Here is a 17,085-nt window from a genome sequence, read left to right as displayed (position 1 = left end):
GCAAGAGTTACGGCGGCCATAGCGAAAGGGAAACACCCGGTCCCATCCCGAACCCGGAAGTTAAGCCTTTCAGCGCCGATGGTACTGCAACCGAGAGGCTGTGGGAGAGTAGGACGCCGCCGGACATACACTCCGTAGGGGCCACCGTCAGGTGGCCCCTACGTGCATTTCCCCATCGTTTCATCACGCAGCGCCGCACGGCGGCGCAGGAGCAGGAGCAGGAGTCGTGGCCGAGCAGCGTCGTACCCAGAGGCCCCAGGGCGGTGGGAAGCCCGCGGGCAAGTCCACGGGCAAGCCGACCGGCAAGCGCCCCGCAGGTCAGGGCCGACCGTCGTCCGCGAAGTCCTCCGAGCGCGGGCAGCGCTGGAGCCCGGAGTCCGAGCGCGGCACGAGCGGCGAGCGCAAGGAGCGGCGCACCTCCGGCGCCCGCCCCGCCAAGCAGGGCGATCGACCCGGACGCAAGAACGACTGGAAGCGACCCGCGGACAAGCGGGAGGACCGCACTGCCGAGCAAGCCCGCTACGACGGCCCGGAGATCCCCGCCGAGATCACCGGCGCCGAGCTCGACCGCTCGGTGGCTGCGCAGCTCAAGGGCCTGCCGGAGAAGCTCGCCGCGCGCATCGCCCGACACCTGGCCGCCGCCGGCGTGCTCGTGGACTCCGACCCGGAGACCGCCTACCAGCACACGCTCGCGGCGCGCGCCCGCGCCCCCCGGCTCGCAGTGGTGCGCGAGGCCGCGGGCGAGGCGGCCTACGCCGCCGGGCACTACGCCGAGGCCCTCGCCGAGCTGCGGGCGGCGAAGCGGATGAACGGTGCCACCGCCTACCTGCCGATCATGGCCGACTGCCACCGCGCACTCGGCAAGCCGCAGGAGGCCCTCAAGCTCGCCAAGAGCCCGTCGGTCGCCAACTTCGCGCCTGAGGCGAAGGCCGAGATGACCATCGTCGAGGCCGGCGCCCGGCGCGACCTCGGGCAGCTCGACGCCGCCCTCCGCACCCTGGAGCTCGCGCCGCTGGCGTCGAAGAGCCGCTCCTCGTGGGTGGTCCGGCTCCGCTACGCCTACGCGGACACCCTCGAGGCCGCCGGTCGCGACCAGGATGCGCTGGCCTGGTTCCACCGCACGCACGCCATCGACAGCGAGCAGCTCACCGACGCCGACGAGCGGGCGGAGGCCCTCGAGAAGAAGCTCGGCTAGACTCCACCGCACTTTGGAGGAGGCCATCACGATGCTGCGATTCTCGGGTGCCGGCGTCAGTGACGTGGGCTTGGTGCGCTCCGACAACGAGGACTCCGCGTTCGTGGGTCCCTACGTCGCCGTGGTCGCCGACGGTGTCGGCGGAGCCGCGGCGGGCGAGGTGGCCTCCGCGACCGCGGCGTACGCCGTGTCGGCGACCGTCCTGGCCCGGATGGGCGATGAGCCCGAGGCGCTGCTCCTCGACGGGATCGAGGCCGCGCGCACGAGCATCCGGCGCGGCATCCAGGAAGACCTCGGTCGGCTGGGCATGGCGACCACGCTGACGGCCGTCGCCTGCGACGGGCGCCGGGCGGTGCTCGCCCACATCGGCGACTCCCGTGCCTACCTCAGCCGCGACGGGGCCCTGACCCGGCTGACGACCGATCACACCTACGTGCAGCGGCTGGTGGCGGCCGGCCACCTCCGGGCCGAGGAGGTCTCGCGGCACCCGTGGCGCAACGTGGTGCTGCGCTCGCTCGACGGCGACCCCGTGCACGAGGGCGTCGACCTGCTGCCGCTCGCGGTGGTGCCGGGGGACCGGCTGCTGCTGTGCAGCGACGGGCTCTCCGACCTGGTGCCCGAGTCCGCGATCGCCGAGCTCGTGACGCTCGACGACCCCCACTCCGCGGCAGCGGTGCTGACCCGCGCCGCTCTGGCGGCCGGCGGCCGCGACAACGTCACCGCCGTCGTGCTGGACGTGGTCGACGGACCGATGGTCGTGGGCGACGGCCAGCTGCTCGGCGCGGTCCGCGACATCTCCAACATCGTCGACCCGGGAGCCGTCCGCACCGGACGGTGACGTGCGACACTCCTCGGCGTGGGGAACGTCAGGAGGCCGGCTCTCGAGGGCACCGTAGCGGTGCGCGACGACCGCCGGCTCAGCTTCGCGGAGTACGGGCCCCGGCGTGGGCCGGCCATCATCTGGATGCACGGGACGCCCGGCGCCCGGCGCCAGATCCCTCTCGAGGCGCGTGAGTACGCCGACCGGCGCGGCGTCCGCATCATCGGCATCGACCGGCCCGGCATCGGGTCCTCGACGCCGTACCTCTACCCCGACATCCTCGACTGGACCCACGACCTCGAGCTGTTCCTGGAGACGCTCGCCATCGACACCGTCCGGCTGATCGGGCTCTCCGGCGGTGCTCCGTATGCCCTGGCCGCCGGGGCCGCGCTGCCCGACCGGGTCCACGGCATCGGGATCCTGGGCGGGGTCGCGCCGACCCGCGGGCCCGACGCCGCGGAGGGCGGCATCATCCAGCTCGCCGTCCACGCCGCCCCGCTGCTCACCCTGGCCCGCCTCCCGCTCGGCGTGACGCTCACCCAGACCATCCGGCTGGTCCGGCCGCTGGCCGGACCGGCGCTCGACCTCTACGCCTCGCTCCAGCCACCGGGGGACAAGAACCTGCTGTCCCGTCCGGAGTTCAAGGCGATGTTCCTCGACGACCTGCTCAACGGCAGCAGGTTCCAGACCTCGGCGCCGCTGGCCGACCTGATCCTGTTCACCCGGGACTGGGGGTTCGACGCGGCCGACGTGCGGGTGCCGGTGCGGTGGTGGCACGGCGACGCCGACCACATCGTGCCGTTCCGGCACGGCCAGCACGTGGTCGACCGGCTCCCGGACGCGACGATGTCGGTGATCGACGGCGAGAGTCACCTCGGCGGGCTCGGCATCGCCGAGGACGTCATCGACACGCTGCTCGACCTCGGCCCGCACCGAGCGCGGGGGACCGGGCGGGCGGTCAAGCGCTGACGCTGGCGTTTGCGCGTCCCATGGGCCACAATGGTGCCCACAACTACACGCATGTCACTCTCACCTCGTTCATCTCCTGCGAGCTCGCTGGGGAAGGCGCACCTCGCGCCGGAGATGAAGGAGGGTCACGGTGACCGCACGCACTGCCACCCGCGCCGCGACGCGAGGCGTCCTGTACGTCCACTCGGCGCCGTCCGCGCTGTGCCCGCACATCGAGTGGGCCGTCAGCGGTGTCCTCGGCGTGCCCGTGAGCCTGGACTGGACGCCGCAGCCGGCGCAGTCGGGCACCTACCGCGCGGAGCTCTCCTGGTCCGGTGAGGCCGGGTCGGCAGCGTCCGTGGCATCCGCGCTGCGCGGCTGGAACCACCTGCGCTTCGAGATCACCGAGGAGCCCACCGCGGGCACCGAGGGCGCGCGCTACTCCTTCACCCCCGAGCTGGGCGTCTTCCACGCCGTCACCGGGCTGCACGGCGACATCATGATCCCCGAGGACCGGCTCAAGGCCGCGGTGGTCAAGGCGGCGCTCGGCGACACCACGCTGCTCACCGAGATCGACAAGCTGCTGGGCAAGCCCTGGGACGACGAGCTCGAGACGTTCCGGCACGCCGGCGAGGGCGCCCCGGTCCGCTGGCTGCACCAGGTGGTCTGAGGTGCTTGCCCGCGAGGAACGAGCGGGCGAGCAACCCGAAGAGGTCGAGCGAGCCCGCGGCTGAGCTTGCGAAGCCGCGACGGCGGGTCGAGACCCAGTCCCGCAGCGGTCTGGAGCGCCTACGGCCGGCGGAGCCGGAAGTGCGACGGCTCCAGCCAGCCCTTGTGGACACCCGCGTCGTCCCACCACTGCACCTTCGCGCGGATCGTGAACCGGCCGGCGTAGGTGGAGTAGCGGCAGAACCGGAAGTGCACGCGGTCGCGCATCGGGTCGGCGTCGGATGAGTACGTGCCCGACGCGATCGTCTCGCCGGTGCGGTCGTCGAGGAAGGTCTCGAGCGTCCAGTCACGCGTGGGCGTGGTGACGACGTAGCGGTAGGGGTAGTTGCGACACCCCGAGCGCAGGATGCCGTCGTCGGCATGGGTGCGGCCGTAGTCGGAGCGGTCCCGACGCTCGTGGTGCTGCTGCTGACCGAGCAGCCCGCCGACCAGCCCCGAGACCGGGTCGGAGGGCGGTTCGGCCAGCGCAGGGACGGCCGTGAGCACGCCCGCAGCCACCGTGGCGACGGCGAGGAGCGTTCCCGTGCGTGTGACGGACGTCATGCAAGGTCCAACGCGGGAACGGCCGAGCCGTTACGGGAGGGATCAGAGCGGGATGTTGCCGTGGGCGCCCCGGCGGACACCGTCGGTCTGCACGGCGTCGTGGATCGCGCGCGCGAGCGCGCTGCGGGTGACCGCAGGCTCGACGACCTCGTCGACCACGCCGATCTCGACCGCGCGCTCCACGCCGCCGGCGATCCGCTCGTGCTCGGCGGCCAGCTCGGCCTCGACCTGGGGCCGGATGTCCGGCGCGACCTCGGCGAGCCGGCGCCGGTGCAGGACGCGGATCGCGGCGACCGCGCCCATCACCGCGACCTCGGCGCCGGGCCAGGCGAACACCTTGGTGGCGCCGAGCGAGCGCGCGTTCATGGCGATGTAGGCGCCGCCGTACGTCTTGCGGGTCACCAGCGTCACGCGGGGGACCACGCACTCCCCGAACGCGTGGAGGAGCTTCGCGCCGCGGCGGACCACGCCGTCCCACTCCTGGCCCACGCCGGGCAGGTAGCCCGGGACGTCGACGAGCACGACGAGGGGCACCCCGAACGCGTCGCACATCCGCACGAACCGCGAGGCCTTCTCCGCCGAGAGCGAGTCGAGGCAGCCGCCGAGGCGCAGCGGGTTGTTGGCGACGACCCCGACGGTGCGGCCGCCGAGGCGGCCCAGGGCGGTGACGATGTTGGGCGCCCACCGGGCGTGCAGCTCCTGCATGGTGCCCTCGTCGAGCACGGACTCGACGAGCGGGTGGACGTCGTAGGCGCGCTTCTTGGACTCGGGCAGCATCGCGGCCAGGTCGCGGTCCTCGACGTCGGCGACCGACAGCGCGCCCTGCGCGCCGAGCAGGCAGGCGACGTCGCGGGCGCGGTCGAGCGCGTCGCGCTCGGTCTCGGCGAGGATATGGACGACGCCCGAGCGGCGCCCGTGCGGCTCAGGACCGCCGAGGCGCAGCATGTCGACGTCCTCGCCGGTCACCGAGCGCACCACGTCGGGGCCGGTCACGAAGATCCGGCCCTCGGGTCCGAGGATCACCACGTCGGTGAGGGCCGGGCCGTACGCCGCCCCGCCGGCCGCCGGGCCGAGCACCACGGAGATCTGCGGGATCTTGCCCGAGGCCTGGGTCATCACCTGGAAGATCCGGCCGACGGCGTGCAGCGAGAGCACACCCTCGGCGAGGCGGGCCCCACCGGAGTGCCACAGGCCGATGATCGGCACCCGGTCGGTCATCGCCCGGTGGTAGGCGTCGACGACCACGCGGCAGCCGACGTCGCCCATCGCGCCGCCCATGACGGTCGCGTCGGAGCAGAAGGCGACGACGGGAGTGCCGCCGACATGGCCGACCGCGGCGAGCATGCCGGAGTCGTCGTCGGGGGTGATCAGCTCGAGCGTGCCCTCGTCGAGGAGTGCGGTGAGCCGGTGGACCGGGTTGCGCGGGTCCTGCTCGCGCGGCAGCTTGGCCGGCTTGGCCGGGCTCGGGGTGGCGGTGGCGGTCATCTCACACGCTTCCGAAGGCGACGGCGACGTTGGCGCCGCCGAACCCGAAGGAGTTGTTGAGCGCCGCGATGTCCCCGAGAGGGAGGTCGCGGGCCTTGGTGGCGATGTCGAGCTCGACCTGCGGGTCGAGGTCGTCGAGGTTGATCGTCGGTGGCGAGACGCGGTGGTGCAGCGCCAGCACGGTGGCGACCGACTCGAGAGCGCCGGCACCGCCCAGCAGGTGGCCGGTCATCGACTTGGTGCTGGTGACCACGACGTCGCCGGCGTGGGCGCCGAGCGTCGCGTGGATCATCAGCCCCTCGGCGATGTCGCCCTGCGGGGTGGAGGTCGCGTGCGCGTTGATGTGCGCGATGTCGTTCGGGCTGATCTCCGCCTCCGCAAGGGCGCGGAGGATGGCTCGGCTGCCGCCGCGCCCCGCCGGGTCGGGCTGGGCGATGTCGTGGGAGTCGGCGGTGATGCCGGCCCCGAGGACGGTCGCGTAGATGCGGGCGCCGCGGGCCAGCGCGTGCTCCTCGGACTCCAGGACCAGGACGCCCGCACCCTCGCCGAGCACGAACCCGTCGCGGGCGGTGTCCCAGGGACGGGAGACGGTCGTGGGGTCTCCGCCCTCCGGTCCGCTGGCGGTCTTGGACAGCGCCATCATGTTGGCGAACGCCGCCATCGGCAGCGGGTGGATCGCCGCCTCGGTGCCGCCGGCCAGGACGACGTCGGCGCGGCCGAGCCGGATCTGGTCGAGCGCGAGCGCGATCGCCTCGTTGCCCGAGGCGCAGGCCGAGACGGGCGTGTTGACCGCCGCCCGTGCCCCGGCGTACAGGCTGATGTTGGCCGCCGGGGCGTTGGGCATCAGCATCGGCACGGCCAGGGGGGAGACCCGGCGGGGCCCCTTCTCCAGCAGCGCGTCGTAGTTGTCGAGCAGCGTGGTGACGCCGCCGATGCCCGAGGCCATCGCGACGCCGACCCGGTCGCCGTCGAGCCCGCCCTCCTGGACGGCGCCCTCGAGTCCCGCGTCGGCCCACGCCTGCATGGCGGCGACCATCGCGAACTGCGAGGACCGGTCGAGCCGGCGGGCCTTGACCCGCTCGAGGACCTCGGTGGGCTCGACGGCGATGCGGCCGGCGATCTTGACCGGCATCGCCTCGACCCAGTCGTCGGTCAGGTGCCGCACGCCGGAGCGCCCGTTGATGAGGGCGTCCCACGTGCTGGCTACGTCACCCCCGACCGGGGAGGTGACCCCGAGGCCGGTGACGACGACTCGCTTGGAAGACATGCTGCTCCTTGGGTGTCTCGACGACAACCGGTCGGGGTGGCTCAGGCCTGGGCGCGCTCGATGAAGGCGACGGCGTCGCCGACGGTCTTGAGGTTCTTGACCTCGTCGTCGGGGATCGAGACGCCGAACTTCTCCTCGGCCGCGACGACCACCTCGACCATGGACAGCGAGTCCACGTCCAGGTCGTCGACGAAGGACTTGTCGAGCTGGACGTCGTCGGCGTCGATGCCGGCGACCTCGTTGACGATGTCGGCGAGGTCGGCGCGGATCTCTTCGGTCGTAGCCATCAGGTGGTGCCTTTCGGTGGAGGGGTGATGAGCAGTGGTGCTGAACCGTGGTGCGGGACTACGGGACGATGACGACCTGTGCGGCGTACGCGAGGCCGGCACCGAAGGCGATCATGAGGGCCGTGTCGCCGCTGCGCGCGTCGCCCTCCTCGATCATCCGGTCGAGGGCGAGCGGGATCGACGCCGCGGACGTGTTGCCCTGCTCGGCGATGTCGCGGGCGATCTTGACCCGCTCGGGGATCTTCATCGCGCGGGCCATCGCGTCGGTGATGCGCATGTTGGCCTGGTGGGGCACGAAGACGTCGAGGTCGTCGATGCCGATGCCGGCCCGGTCGAGGGCGAGCTGGCCGATCTTGGCCATGGAGTATGACGCCCAGCGGAAGACGGCGTTGCCCTGCATGACCAGGTGGGGCATCTCGGGGTGGTCGCTGGCGATCACGTCGCGCCAGTCCTCGCGCTGCCGGATCAGCTCGAACTGCTCGCCGTCGGAGCCCCAGACGACCGGCCCGATGCCGGGTGAGTCGGTGGGACCCACGACCGCGGCACCGGCGCCGTCGGCGAAGATGAACGCCGTACCGCGGTCGCCGACGTCGGTGAGGTCGGAGAGCCGCTCCACGCCGATCACGAGGACGTGACCTGCGCTGCCGCCGCGGATCATGTCAGCGGCCATCGCGATGCCGTGGCAGAAGCCCGCGCACGCGGCGGAGATGTCGAACGCCGCAGCCTGGTCGGTGCCGAGCTCGTAGGCGATCGCGGTGGCGATCGCGGGCGTCTGGATCATGTGGGTGACCGTCGCGACGATCACGCAGTCGATCTGCCGGGGGTCGACACCGGCGCGGTCGAGGGCCTTGCGGGCCGCCGCCACCGACATCACCTGCACGGTCTCCTCCGGGGTCGCCCAGCGGCGCTGCTTGATGCCGGAGCGCTGCTGGATCCACTCGTCGCTGGAGTCGATCGCGTCGACGACCTCGGAGTTGGGGATCACCCGCGAGGGACGGTAGGAACCGATGCCGAGGATCCCGGCGTGCCGGGCCCCCTGGGCCTGCTCGATCGTGGCCATCAGGCTCCTCCCTCAGGGTGCAGACGCAGCAGTGGCTGGCCGGGTGAGACCAGGTCGCCGTCCTCGACGAGCCACTCGACGACCGTGCCGCCGTGCGGCGCGGTGATGCTGGTGCGGTCGCGCAGGCTCGCCACCTCGCCGATCGCGGTGCCGGGCTCGAGCACCTCCGTCGCGGAGGCCTCGCCGGACTGGTGGAAGGTGCCCTTCGCGGGCGACACGACCATCCGCCAGGTGGGGCTGGTGTCCATGCCCGAGGACTCGCCGTGCTTGGCGCAGAACGCGCGCGCGTCGTCGAGCTGGTCGGGGGTCTTGAGCGCGAACGTCTCGACTCCGCGGAGCGCACGCTTGGCGATGCCGGTGAGCGTGCCGGCGGGCGGCATCTCCAGGATGCCGGTGACGCCCAGGTCCTCCATCGTCTCCAGGCAGAGGTCCCAGCGGACCGGGCTGGCGATCTGGCCGACGATCCGGGCGAGCACCTCCTGGCCGTCGTGGACGACGGTGCCGTCGCGGTTGGAGATCAGCCGGGTGCGCGGGTCGTGCACGGACACCGACCGGGCCAGCGCGGCGAGGTGGCCGACCGCCGGCTCCATGTGGTGGGTGTGGAAGGCGCCGGCGACGCTGAGCGGCATCAGGCGGGCCTTGGCGGGCGGCTCCGCGGCGAGCGCGTCCAGCTGCTCGCGGGTGCCGGCGGCGACGATCTGCCCGGGGCCGTTGTCGTTGGCGGGGGTCAGGCCGTGCTTGTCCAGCGCGGCCAGCACCTCGTCGCGGTCGCCACCGAGCACGGCGGTCATGCCGGTCGGGGTCACCGCGGCGGCCTGCGCCATCGCGTTGCCGCGCTCGCGGACCAGGACCATCGCCTGCTCGGCGGTGATCACCCGGGCGCCCGCGGCCGCCGCGATCTCACCCACGCTGTGGCCCGCGACCGCGCCGACCTGCTCGAACGCGTCGGCCGGGTGGGGGAACAGCTCGAGGGCCGCGACCAGGCCGGTCGCGACCAGCAGCGGCTGGGCGATCCTGGTGTCGCGGATGGTGTCGGCGTCGGCCTCGGTGCCGTAGTGGGCGAGGTCGAGGTCGGCGACCGTCGCGAGCCAGCCGAAGCGGGAGGCGAACGTGGGGTCCTCGAGCCACGGCCGGAGGAAGCCGGGGGTCTGGGCACCCTGACCGGGAGCGACGATGACGAGCACCCGTCCACTGTGCCGGGAAGGCGGGCCGAACCTCGCCTCAGGCCCGCACCAATCGACCGGCGATCCTTTGTGGGGTTCCCACAAAGCACGCTCAGGTGGTGGGTGCTCCTCCGCGGCCCGACTGCCGGCCGAGCACGAGGGCGATCTCGAGGGTGAACGCATCGCGCGGATCGCCCGGCGAGCAGCCGGTCAGCTCGGCGACCTGGCGCAGGCGGTAGCGCACCGTGTTCGGGTGCACGAAGAGCGCCCGGCCGGTCGCCTCGATCGACGAGCCGTGCTGGAAGTACGCCGCCACCGTCTCGATCAGCGTGCCGCGGGCGTGCACCAGGGGGAGGTAGACCTCGTCGACCAGGTGCCGGCGGGCGTGGCCGTCGCCCGCCAGGGCCCGCTCCGGGAGCAGGTCGGCGCTGCGCACCGGTCGGGGTGCCTCGGGCCAGCCGACCGCGGCCCGGTGCGCCGACAGCGCGGCGCGGGCCGACACGTGCGCCTGCGCCAGGTCGGCGGCGACCGGGCCGACCACCACCGGCCCGGCGCCGAACAGGTCGCTGACGGCCGCCGCGGCCTCGCGCGGGTCGGTGACCCCGCCGAGGAGGACGACCAGCCGGTCGCCCTGGACCGCGCACAGCGCGTCCATCCCGGCGGTCCGCGCCACCCGGCGTACCTCGTCGAAGGTGTCGGACTCGCTGCGCGCACTGGGCACGCTCCCCAGGACCACCGCGACGTCGCCGCGCGCCGCCCAGCCCAGCGCACTCGCGCGCGACAGCAGCGCCTCGTCGGCCTCGGACCGGAGCACCGCGTCCACGACCAGCGCCTCCAGCCGGGCGTCCCAGGCGCCGCGCAGCTCCGCTGCCCGGGCGTAGACCTCGGCGGTCGCGAACGCGACCTCGCGGGCGTAGCGCAGCACCGCGGCCCGGACGTCGGCGGCGTCCTCGGGCTCGAGCAGCTGGTCGACGTTGGCCTCCACGACCTCGATGGAGAGGCGCACCAGACCTACCGTCTGCTGCAGGTCGATCACCCCGGCGAGCGCCCGCGGCGCCGCCCCGAACACCGAGGCCACCATCTCGTTGGACCCGGGCGCGGGCCGGTCGCCGGACTGGCGGTACCAGTCGACGAACCCGCGGATGCCGGCCTGCACGATCATGCCGACCCAGGAGCGGTCCTGGGCGCTCAGCTCGCGGAACCACGGCATGTCCTGCTCCATGCGGGCGGTCGCAGCGGTGCTGAGCGCGCCGGTCGCGCGCTGGAGTGCGTCGGCGGCCCGTCGGTGCGGGCCGACGGCCTGCCGTGGAGTCACCTGTCGAGGCTAGTGGACCCCGTTGACGGACGTAAAACCCCGGTAAATCAAGGTGTTCGCCCTCCCGTCGCCCGGGTCGGCATGGTTGAATCGCGGCCTACAGCCGACCTGGGGAGGCGACGTGGTCAGCAGGGCGAACGACGTCCAGTTCGTGACCATCCACGGTCACCGCAGGGCGTACGTGAAGACCGGGAGCGGGCCGGTGGTGCTGCTGCTGCACGGTCTCGGCTGCGACCACACGACCTGGGACCCGGTGATCGAGGCGCTGGGTCGCCGCTACACGGTGATCGCGCCCGACCTGCTCGGGCACGGGCAGTCGGACAAGCCGCGGGCCGACTACACGCTGGGCGGCTACGCCAACGGCATGCGTGACCTGCTGACCGTGCTCGGCATCGACAAGGTGACCGTGATCGGGCACAGCTTCGGCGGCGGCGTCGCGATGCAGTTCGCCTACCAGTTCCCCGAGCGCACCGAGCGGCTGATGCTCGTCGCCTCCGGCGGGCTCGGCCCTGAGGTGTCGCCGGGCATCCGGGCGATCAGCACGCCGGGGTTCCACCAGGTGATGGGGGTGCTCACGCTGCCCGGCGTACGCCACCTGGGCGTGGCCGGGCTCCGTGCGGCGTCCCGGTCGGGGTGGAAGCTCACCCACGACCTCGACGAGGTCGCCGACATCTACGACACCTTCAAGGACCCCCAGGCCCGGCACGCGATCCGGCACGTGGTCCGCGCCGTCGTCGACTGGCGCGGCCAGATCGTGACGATGGCCGACCGGGCCTACCTGACCGAGGAGATGCCGATGTGGGTGGTGTGGGGGCGCGACGACCGGGTGATCCCGGTCCGGCACGCCAACAACGCCGCCGCGCTCGCGCCCAACGCTCGCGTCGAGGTGATCCCCGACGCCGGGCACTTCCCGCACAAGGACCACCCGCACCGGTTCGCCCGGATCGTGCAGGACTTCATCCGCTCGACCGAGCCGGCGACGTACTCCCGGGCCCGGTTCCGGGCGCTGCTCAAGTCCGGCGGCAACGCGCCCCGGCTGCGCGCGGTCTCCTCCGACACGGCCTGAAATGGCGTTGACCCGCCCGAAAGTTTCGGGCGGGTCAACGTGGATGCGGTGAGCGCTTACGCGTCCCCGCCCTCCTGCTTGACGCCGGCGACGGCCGTGGGGTCGTCGATGCGGTACTTCGAGAACGCCTCCTCGACCTTCGAGCGGTCGACCTGGCCGGCGTCCGCGAGCGCCTGCAGCGCCTGGACGACGACGGACTGCGCGTCGATGTGGAAGAAGCGCCGGGCGGCCGGGCGGGTGTCGGCGAAGCCGTAACCGTCGGCGCCGAGCACCCGGTAGTCCCGCGGCACCCAGCGGGCGATCTGCAGCGGCACGGCGCGCATGTAGTCCGACACGGCCACGACCGGGCCCTCGACCGCCTGCAGCTTGTCCGTGACGTACGGCGTGCGCGGCCGCTCGCCCGGGTGGAGCAGGTTCCACTCCTCCGCGGCGGCGCCGTCGCGGGCCAGCTCGTTCCACGAGGTCACCGACCAGGTGTCGGCGCTCACGCCCCAGTCCTCGCGGAGCAGGCGCTGCGCCTCCTTCACCCACGGGAAGCCGACGCCCGAGGCGAGGAGCTGGACCCGGGGGCCCCCGCCCTCGCCGGCCTCGACGTGGTGGATGCCGCGCAGGATGCCGTCGACGTCGACGTCCTCCGGCTCGGCCGGCTGGTGCACCGGCTCGTTGTAGACGGTCAGGTAGAAGACGACGTCCTCGGCGTCCTCGCCGTACATCCGCTGCAGACCTGAGCGCATGATGTGCCCGATCTCGTAGGCGAACGCCGGGTCGTAGTGGACGACGCCGGGGTTGGTCGCCGCGAGCAGCGGGGAGTGGCCGTCGGCGTGTTGGAGGCCCTCGCCGGTCAGCGTGGTCCGTCCCGCCGTGGCGCCGATGAGGAAGCCGCGGGCGAGCTGGTCGGTCATCGCCCAGATCGAGTCGCCGGTGCGCTGGAACCCGAACATCGAGTAGAAGATGTAGAACGGGATCATGTGCTCGCCGTGGGTGGCGTACGCCGAGCCCGCGGCGGTCGCCGAGGCGACGGCGCCGGCCTCGGAGATGCCCTCGTGGAGCATCTGGCCCTGCGCCGACTCCTTGTAGGAGAGCAACAGTTTCCGGTCGACCGAGGCGTACTGCTGACCGCCCGGGTTGTAGACCTTCGCGCTCGGGAACATCGCGTCCATGCCGAACGTGCGGTACTCGTCGGGGGCGATCGGCACGATGCGCTTGCCGATCTCCGGGTCCTTCATCCAGTCCTTGAGCAGCCGGACCACGGCCATCGTCGTGGCGATGGTGTGCTTGCCGGACCCCTTCTTGAGCTCGGTGTACATCTCGTCGCCCGGCAGCGTGAGCGGCTTGGCGCGCAGCACCCGCTTGGGCAGCGACCCGCCGAGCTGGCGACGGCGCTCGAGCATGTACTCGATCTCGGGGGAGTTCTCGCCCGGGTGGAAGAACGGCGCGGCGCCGGTCTCCTCGTAGGCGCGCTCGAGGTCGCGGTCGGAGATCGGCAGGTAGAGGCGGTCCCGGAACTTCTTGAGGTCGTCCTGGGTCAGCTTCTTCATCTGGTGCGTGGCGTTCTTGCCCTCGAGGGCGTCGATCGTCCAGCCCTTGACGGTCTTGGCCAGGATCACCGTCGGCTGCCCGACGTGCTTGGTGGCGGCGTCGAACGCGGCGTACACCTTGCGGTAGTCGTGGCCGCCGCGCGGCAGCTTGCGGATCTGGTCGTCGCTCATGTGCTCGACCATCTTGCGCAACCGCGGGTCGGCGCCGAAGAAGCTCTCCCGGATGTAGTCGCCGGTCTCGACCGAGTAGGTCTGGAAGTCGCCGTCGGGGGTGGAGTTCATCCGGTTGACCAGGACGCCGTCGACGTCGCGCGCCAGCAGCTGGTCCCACTCGCGGCCCCACACGACCTTGATGACGTTCCAGCCGGCGCCGCGGAAGTTGGCCTCCAGCTCCTGGATGATCTTGCCGTTGCCGGTCACCGGCCCGTCGAGCTGCTGCAGGTTGCAGTTGACGACCCACACGAGGTTGTCGAGCTCCTCGCGGGCCGCGACGCGGATCGCGCCGAGCGACTCGGGCTCGCCCATCTCGCCGTCACCGAGGAACGCCCAGACGCGCTGGTCGCTGGTGTCCTTGAGACCACGGTTGTGCAGGTAGCGGTTGAACCGCGCCTGGTAGATCGAGTTGAGCGAGGTCAGGCCCATCGAGACCGTCGGGAACTCCCAGAACTCCGGCATCAGCCGGGGGTGGGGGTACGACGACAGGCCGGCGTGCGGGCCGTGCTGGACCTCCTGGCGGAACCGGTAGAGCTGCTCCTCGGTCAGCCGGCCCTCGAGGTAGGCCCGGGCGTACATGCCGGGGGAGGCGTGTCCCTGGATGTACACCTGGTCGCCGCCGCCAGGGTGGTCCTTGCCGCGGAAGAAGTGGTTGAACCCGACCTCGTAGAGGCTCGCCGAGGACTGGTAGGTCGCGATGTGCCCGCCGACCTCGAGGCCCTTGCGGTTCGCGCTGGAGACCATGACCGCGGCGTTCCAGCGGATGAACGCCCGGATGCGGCGCTCGGTCTCCTCGTCGCCGGGAAACCAGGGCTCGCGCTCGGGCGGGATCGTGTTGATGTAGTCGGTGCTGCGCAGGGCGGGCACGCCGACCTGCATCTCGCGGGCCCGCTCCAGCAGGCGGAGCATCACGTAGCGGGCACGCTCCCGCCCGCGTTCACCGACGAGGGAGTCGAACGAGTCGAGCCAGTCGTGGGTCTCGTCGGGGTCGATGTCGGGCAGCTGGGTCGGCAGACCTTCGTGGATGACGGTCGGGATCACGCCGCTCCGCTTGTCCGTGCCAGAAGTGGGGGTGAGTTCTTCGGTCACGAGCCCATCGTCGCACGCGCCTGGGGACGGACGAATTTACCCATCGGTAGTGCCACCGTGTGGTCTGCTGGGGGCGTCCTCGCCGGGGACTCCTGTGGACACGGGTTGCGTCCCGCACACAAACTCCTGTGGACTACTCCTCAGTTCGTCCGACCTGAGGCGACCGTGAGACATGGAGGCAGCACTTGAGCTCGACCCCGGGTGGCGGGTCCACCCAGACAGACGGACCTGCGACAGGACCGGCCGACCGCCTGGGCCTGAAGGCCGGCATGGTCGTTCAGGAGCTGGGCTGGGACAGCGACTCCGACGACGAGCTGCGTGCCGCGATCGAGGATCGGATCGACGCCGACATGGTCGACGGCGACTACGGCAACGTCGTCGACGCGGTCCTGCTCTGGTGGCGGGACGAGGACGGCGACCTCGTCGACGCTCTCGTCGACGCGCTGACCGACCTCGTGGGAGGTGGCGCCATCTGGCTGCTCACCCCCAAGGTGGGACGGCCCAACGCCGTCGACCCTGCCGACATCACCGAGGCCGCGCCGATCGCCGGGCTCGCGCAGACGACCACCGCCGCGGTGAGCAAGGACTGGTCCGCGACCCGGTTGATGGCGCCGAAGACACCGGCGTAAGTCGGGTCACCCGACCGGCCCCGAGACCAACGGGCCAGCCGGTCGTTGCACCGGGCGTCGTCCCGACCCGTCCGACCGTCAGGAAGTGCTCGTGCTCCAGTCTGTGCTCCAGAAGGCCCTCGCCGGCGCCTCCGCGACCGGCACCACCGTCAAGGTGCTGGGGGAGGCGGGGGTCATCCGGCCGCACAGCCCGGTGGCGCTCGCCCGGGCCGCGAAGGTCCTCAAGGACTGGGGGACCGGCCCGGCGGGCGGGTTCACCGCGGCCGCCCTGCTCGACCCGCGCCGCACCGCGCTGGTCGACGAGCTGGGCTCCCTGACGTTCGCGGAGATGCACCGCCGCTCCAACGCGCTCGCCCGGGCCTTCGCCGAGCTGGGCGTCGGCGAGGGGGACAGCGTCGCGCTCATGTGCCGCAACCACCGCGGCTTCGTCGACGCCAGCATCGCCACCGCCAAGCTCGGCGCCGACATCCTCTACCTCAACACCGCGTTCGCCGGGCCGCAGCTCGTCGAGGTGCTCGAGCGGGAGCGGCCGGTGCTGGTCGTGCACGACGACGAGTTCAGCGAGATGCTCGCCAAGGCCCACGTCGGTACGTCGGTGCTGGCCTGGACCGACCCCGGCTCCAGCCCGGACGACCCGACGCTGGAGTCGTTGATCGCCGGCCAGGGCGGCGGCGACCTCCCGGCGCCCGGACGTCACGGCCGGATCGTGATCCTCACCTCCGGCACCACCGGCACCCCCAAGGGCGCACCGCGCAGCGAGGCCGGCATCGACGCCGCGGTCTCGCTGCTGTCGCGGATGCCGCTGCGCTACGGCTGGCGCACGCACATCGCCGCGCCGCTGTTCCACACCTGGGGCTTCGCCCACCTGGCGCTGTCGATGCTGCTCGGCTCGACCGTCGTGCTGCGGCGCCGCTTCGACCCCGAGACCTGTCTGCGGGTCACCCAGGACGAGCGCTGCGACTCGCTGGTGGTGATCCCGGTGATGCTGCAGCGGATCATGGCGCTGCCGGAGCAGACGCTGACGGCGTACGACCTCTCCCGCGTGCGGGTGGTCGCGTCCTCGGGGTCGGCGCTGCCCGGTGACCTCGCCCTCAACTGGATGGACCACTTCGGCGACAACCTCTACAACATCTACGGATCGACCGAGGTCGCCTACGCCTCGATCGCGACGCCGCAGGACCTGCGCGAGGCGCCGACGGCGGCCGGCAAGCCGCCGCACGCGACGATCGTGAAGATCCTCGACCCGGACGGCCGCGAGCTGCCGCCGGGGGAGACCGGGCGGATCTTCGTCGGCAACGGGCTGCTCTTCGAGGGCTACACCGGCGGCGGCCACAAGGAGGTCGTCGACGGGCTGATGTCGACCGGTGACGTGGGGCGCTTCGACGAGGACGGCCGGCTGCACGTCGAGGGACGCGACGACGAGATGATCGTCTCGGGTGGGGAGAACGTGTTCCCCAAGGAGGTCGAGGACTGCCTGATGCGGCACGAGGCCGTCGCCGAGGTCGCTGCCGTCGGCGTGGACGACCCCGACTTCGGCAAGCGGCTGCGGGCGTTCGTCGTCGTCAGCCGCGAGGTCCCCGACGCGGAGCTGAAGGACTGGGTCAAGGACAACCTGGCCCGCTTCAAGGTCCCGCGCGACATCGTGTTCCTCGACGAGCTGCCCCGCAACGCCACCGGCAAGGTGCTCAAGCGCGACCTCGACACCGACTGACCCCGGTGGCGTGGCGGCCGGATGAGG

General features: G+C 72.3%; 15 protein-coding genes and 1 rRNA gene. 8 read left to right on the top strand and 8 right to left on the bottom strand.

Annotation, left to right across the window (positions count from 1 at the left end; genetic code table 11):
* Positions 1 to 8 precede the first annotated feature (8 nt).
* From rrf to QQZ14_RS06270, 5 genes are all read left to right on the top strand, one after another.
* Positions 9 to 125, top strand: a 5S ribosomal RNA gene (gene rrf / locus QQZ14_RS06290).
* A 101-nt stretch (positions 126 to 226) separates the two neighbouring features.
* Positions 227 to 1,195, top strand: coding sequence for a tetratricopeptide repeat protein (locus QQZ14_RS06285; RefSeq protein ID WP_284533366.1), 969 nt, complete (start codon positions 227 to 229; stop codon positions 1,193 to 1,195).
* Positions 1,196 to 1,226: 31 nt separating this feature from the next.
* Positions 1,227 to 2,033 (top strand): PP2C family protein-serine/threonine phosphatase, encoded by an 807-nt coding sequence (locus QQZ14_RS06280; protein ID WP_284533365.1) that lies wholly within the window; start codon positions 1,227 to 1,229, stop codon positions 2,031 to 2,033.
* Between the two features lie 18 nt (positions 2,034 to 2,051).
* Positions 2,052 to 2,984: an alpha/beta fold hydrolase gene (locus QQZ14_RS06275; protein ID WP_284533364.1), complete on the top strand. Its 933-nt coding sequence runs from the start codon at positions 2,052 to 2,054 to the stop codon at positions 2,982 to 2,984.
* Between the two features lie 130 nt (positions 2,985 to 3,114).
* Complete coding sequence (locus tag QQZ14_RS06270; RefSeq protein WP_284533363.1) at positions 3,115 to 3,633, top strand: DUF3145 domain-containing protein; 519 nt, start codon at positions 3,115 to 3,117, stop codon at positions 3,631 to 3,633.
* Between the two features lie 119 nt (positions 3,634 to 3,752).
* Here the strand turns inward: QQZ14_RS06270 and QQZ14_RS06265 are convergent, their stop codons facing one another.
* The 7 genes from QQZ14_RS06265 to QQZ14_RS06235 all read right to left on the bottom strand — a co-directional run bounded on the left by QQZ14_RS06265 (position 3,753) and on the right by QQZ14_RS06235 (position 10,812).
* Positions 3,753 to 4,235 (bottom strand): hypothetical protein, encoded by a 483-nt coding sequence (locus QQZ14_RS06265; RefSeq protein ID WP_284533362.1) that lies wholly within the window; start codon positions 4,233 to 4,235, stop codon positions 3,753 to 3,755.
* A gap of 42 nt (positions 4,236 to 4,277) precedes the next feature.
* A complete protein-coding gene (locus QQZ14_RS06260; protein ID WP_284533361.1) occupies positions 4,278 to 5,720 on the bottom strand; it encodes an acyl-CoA carboxylase subunit beta in 1,443 nt (480 codons plus the stop codon).
* Between the two features lies 1 nt (position 5,721).
* Positions 5,722 to 6,987: a beta-ketoacyl-[acyl-carrier-protein] synthase family protein gene (locus QQZ14_RS06255; protein ID WP_284533360.1), complete on the bottom strand. Its 1,266-nt coding sequence runs from the start codon at positions 6,985 to 6,987 to the stop codon at positions 5,722 to 5,724.
* A gap of 41 nt (positions 6,988 to 7,028) precedes the next feature.
* Positions 7,029 to 7,274 (bottom strand): acyl carrier protein, encoded by a 246-nt coding sequence (locus QQZ14_RS06250; protein ID WP_011755445.1) that lies wholly within the window; start codon positions 7,272 to 7,274, stop codon positions 7,029 to 7,031.
* Between the two features lie 58 nt (positions 7,275 to 7,332).
* On the bottom strand, positions 7,333 to 8,334 hold the full coding sequence (locus tag QQZ14_RS06245) for a beta-ketoacyl-ACP synthase III (RefSeq protein WP_284533359.1): 1,002 nt from the start codon (positions 8,332 to 8,334) through the stop codon (positions 7,333 to 7,335).
* Entirely contained in the window at positions 8,334 to 9,518 is a 1,185-nt protein-coding gene (locus tag QQZ14_RS06240; RefSeq protein ID WP_284533358.1) for an acyltransferase domain-containing protein, read from the bottom strand. The genes QQZ14_RS06245 and QQZ14_RS06240 overlap by 1 nt, the downstream gene beginning before the upstream one ends.
* Before the next feature lie 91 nt (positions 9,519 to 9,609).
* Positions 9,610 to 10,812 (bottom strand): PucR family transcriptional regulator, encoded by a 1,203-nt coding sequence (locus QQZ14_RS06235; protein ID WP_284533357.1) that lies wholly within the window; start codon positions 10,810 to 10,812, stop codon positions 9,610 to 9,612.
* 121 nt (positions 10,813 to 10,933) lie between these two features.
* Here QQZ14_RS06235 and QQZ14_RS06230 point away from each other — a divergent pair, with 121 nt between their 5' ends.
* Positions 10,934 to 11,878 (top strand): alpha/beta fold hydrolase, encoded by a 945-nt coding sequence (locus tag QQZ14_RS06230; RefSeq protein ID WP_284533356.1) that lies wholly within the window; start codon positions 10,934 to 10,936, stop codon positions 11,876 to 11,878.
* Positions 11,879 to 11,934: 56 nt separating this feature from the next.
* Here QQZ14_RS06230 and aceE read toward each other — a convergent pair whose 3' ends face one another.
* The gene (aceE, locus tag QQZ14_RS06225; protein ID WP_446740477.1) at positions 11,935 to 14,718 is read right to left on the bottom strand and encodes a pyruvate dehydrogenase (acetyl-transferring), homodimeric type; all 2,784 of its coding nucleotides are present in this window, start codon (positions 14,716 to 14,718) and stop codon (positions 11,935 to 11,937) included.
* A 185-nt stretch (positions 14,719 to 14,903) separates the two neighbouring features.
* On the opposite strand from aceE, the gene QQZ14_RS06220 reads away from it, so the two are divergent.
* On the top strand, positions 14,904 to 15,347 hold the full coding sequence (locus tag QQZ14_RS06220; protein ID WP_284533355.1) for a DUF3052 domain-containing protein: 444 nt from the start codon (positions 14,904 to 14,906) through the stop codon (positions 15,345 to 15,347).
* Between the two features lie 91 nt (positions 15,348 to 15,438).
* Positions 15,439 to 17,058 carry an AMP-binding protein gene (locus QQZ14_RS06215; RefSeq protein WP_284533354.1) on the top strand — a complete coding sequence of 540 codons (1,620 nt, stop codon included), beginning with the start codon at positions 15,439 to 15,441 and terminating at the stop codon, positions 17,056 to 17,058.
* Positions 17,059 to 17,085 lie beyond the last annotated feature (27 nt).

The sequence above is a fragment of the Nocardioides sp. T2.26MG-1 genome (assembly GCF_950101795.1).
Taxonomy (GTDB): Bacteria; Actinomycetota; Actinomycetes; order Propionibacteriales; family Nocardioidaceae; genus Nocardioides.
Note: the sequence above shows the minus strand (reverse complement) of the source record. Positions and strands in the feature narration are given on the sequence as shown.

Excerpts from the sequence above, each read along its gene's own strand:
- QQZ14_RS06280 (WP_284533365.1), top strand. The coding sequence starts at position 1,227 with ATGCTGCGATTCTCGGGTGCCGGCGTCAGTGACGTGGGCTTGGTGCGC.
- QQZ14_RS06265 (WP_284533362.1), bottom strand. The coding sequence starts at position 4,235 with ATGACGTCCGTCACACGCACGGGAACGCTCCTCGCCGTCGCCACGGTG.
- QQZ14_RS06260 (WP_284533361.1), bottom strand. The coding sequence starts at position 5,720 with ATGACCGCCACCGCCACCCCGAGCCCGGCCAAGCCGGCCAAGCTGCCG.
- QQZ14_RS06255 (WP_284533360.1), bottom strand. The coding sequence starts at position 6,987 with ATGTCTTCCAAGCGAGTCGTCGTCACCGGCCTCGGGGTCACCTCCCCG.
- QQZ14_RS06250 (WP_011755445.1), bottom strand. The coding sequence starts at position 7,274 with ATGGCTACGACCGAAGAGATCCGCGCCGACCTCGCCGACATCGTCAAC.
- QQZ14_RS06245 (WP_284533359.1), bottom strand. The coding sequence starts at position 8,334 with ATGGCCACGATCGAGCAGGCCCAGGGGGCCCGGCACGCCGGGATCCTC.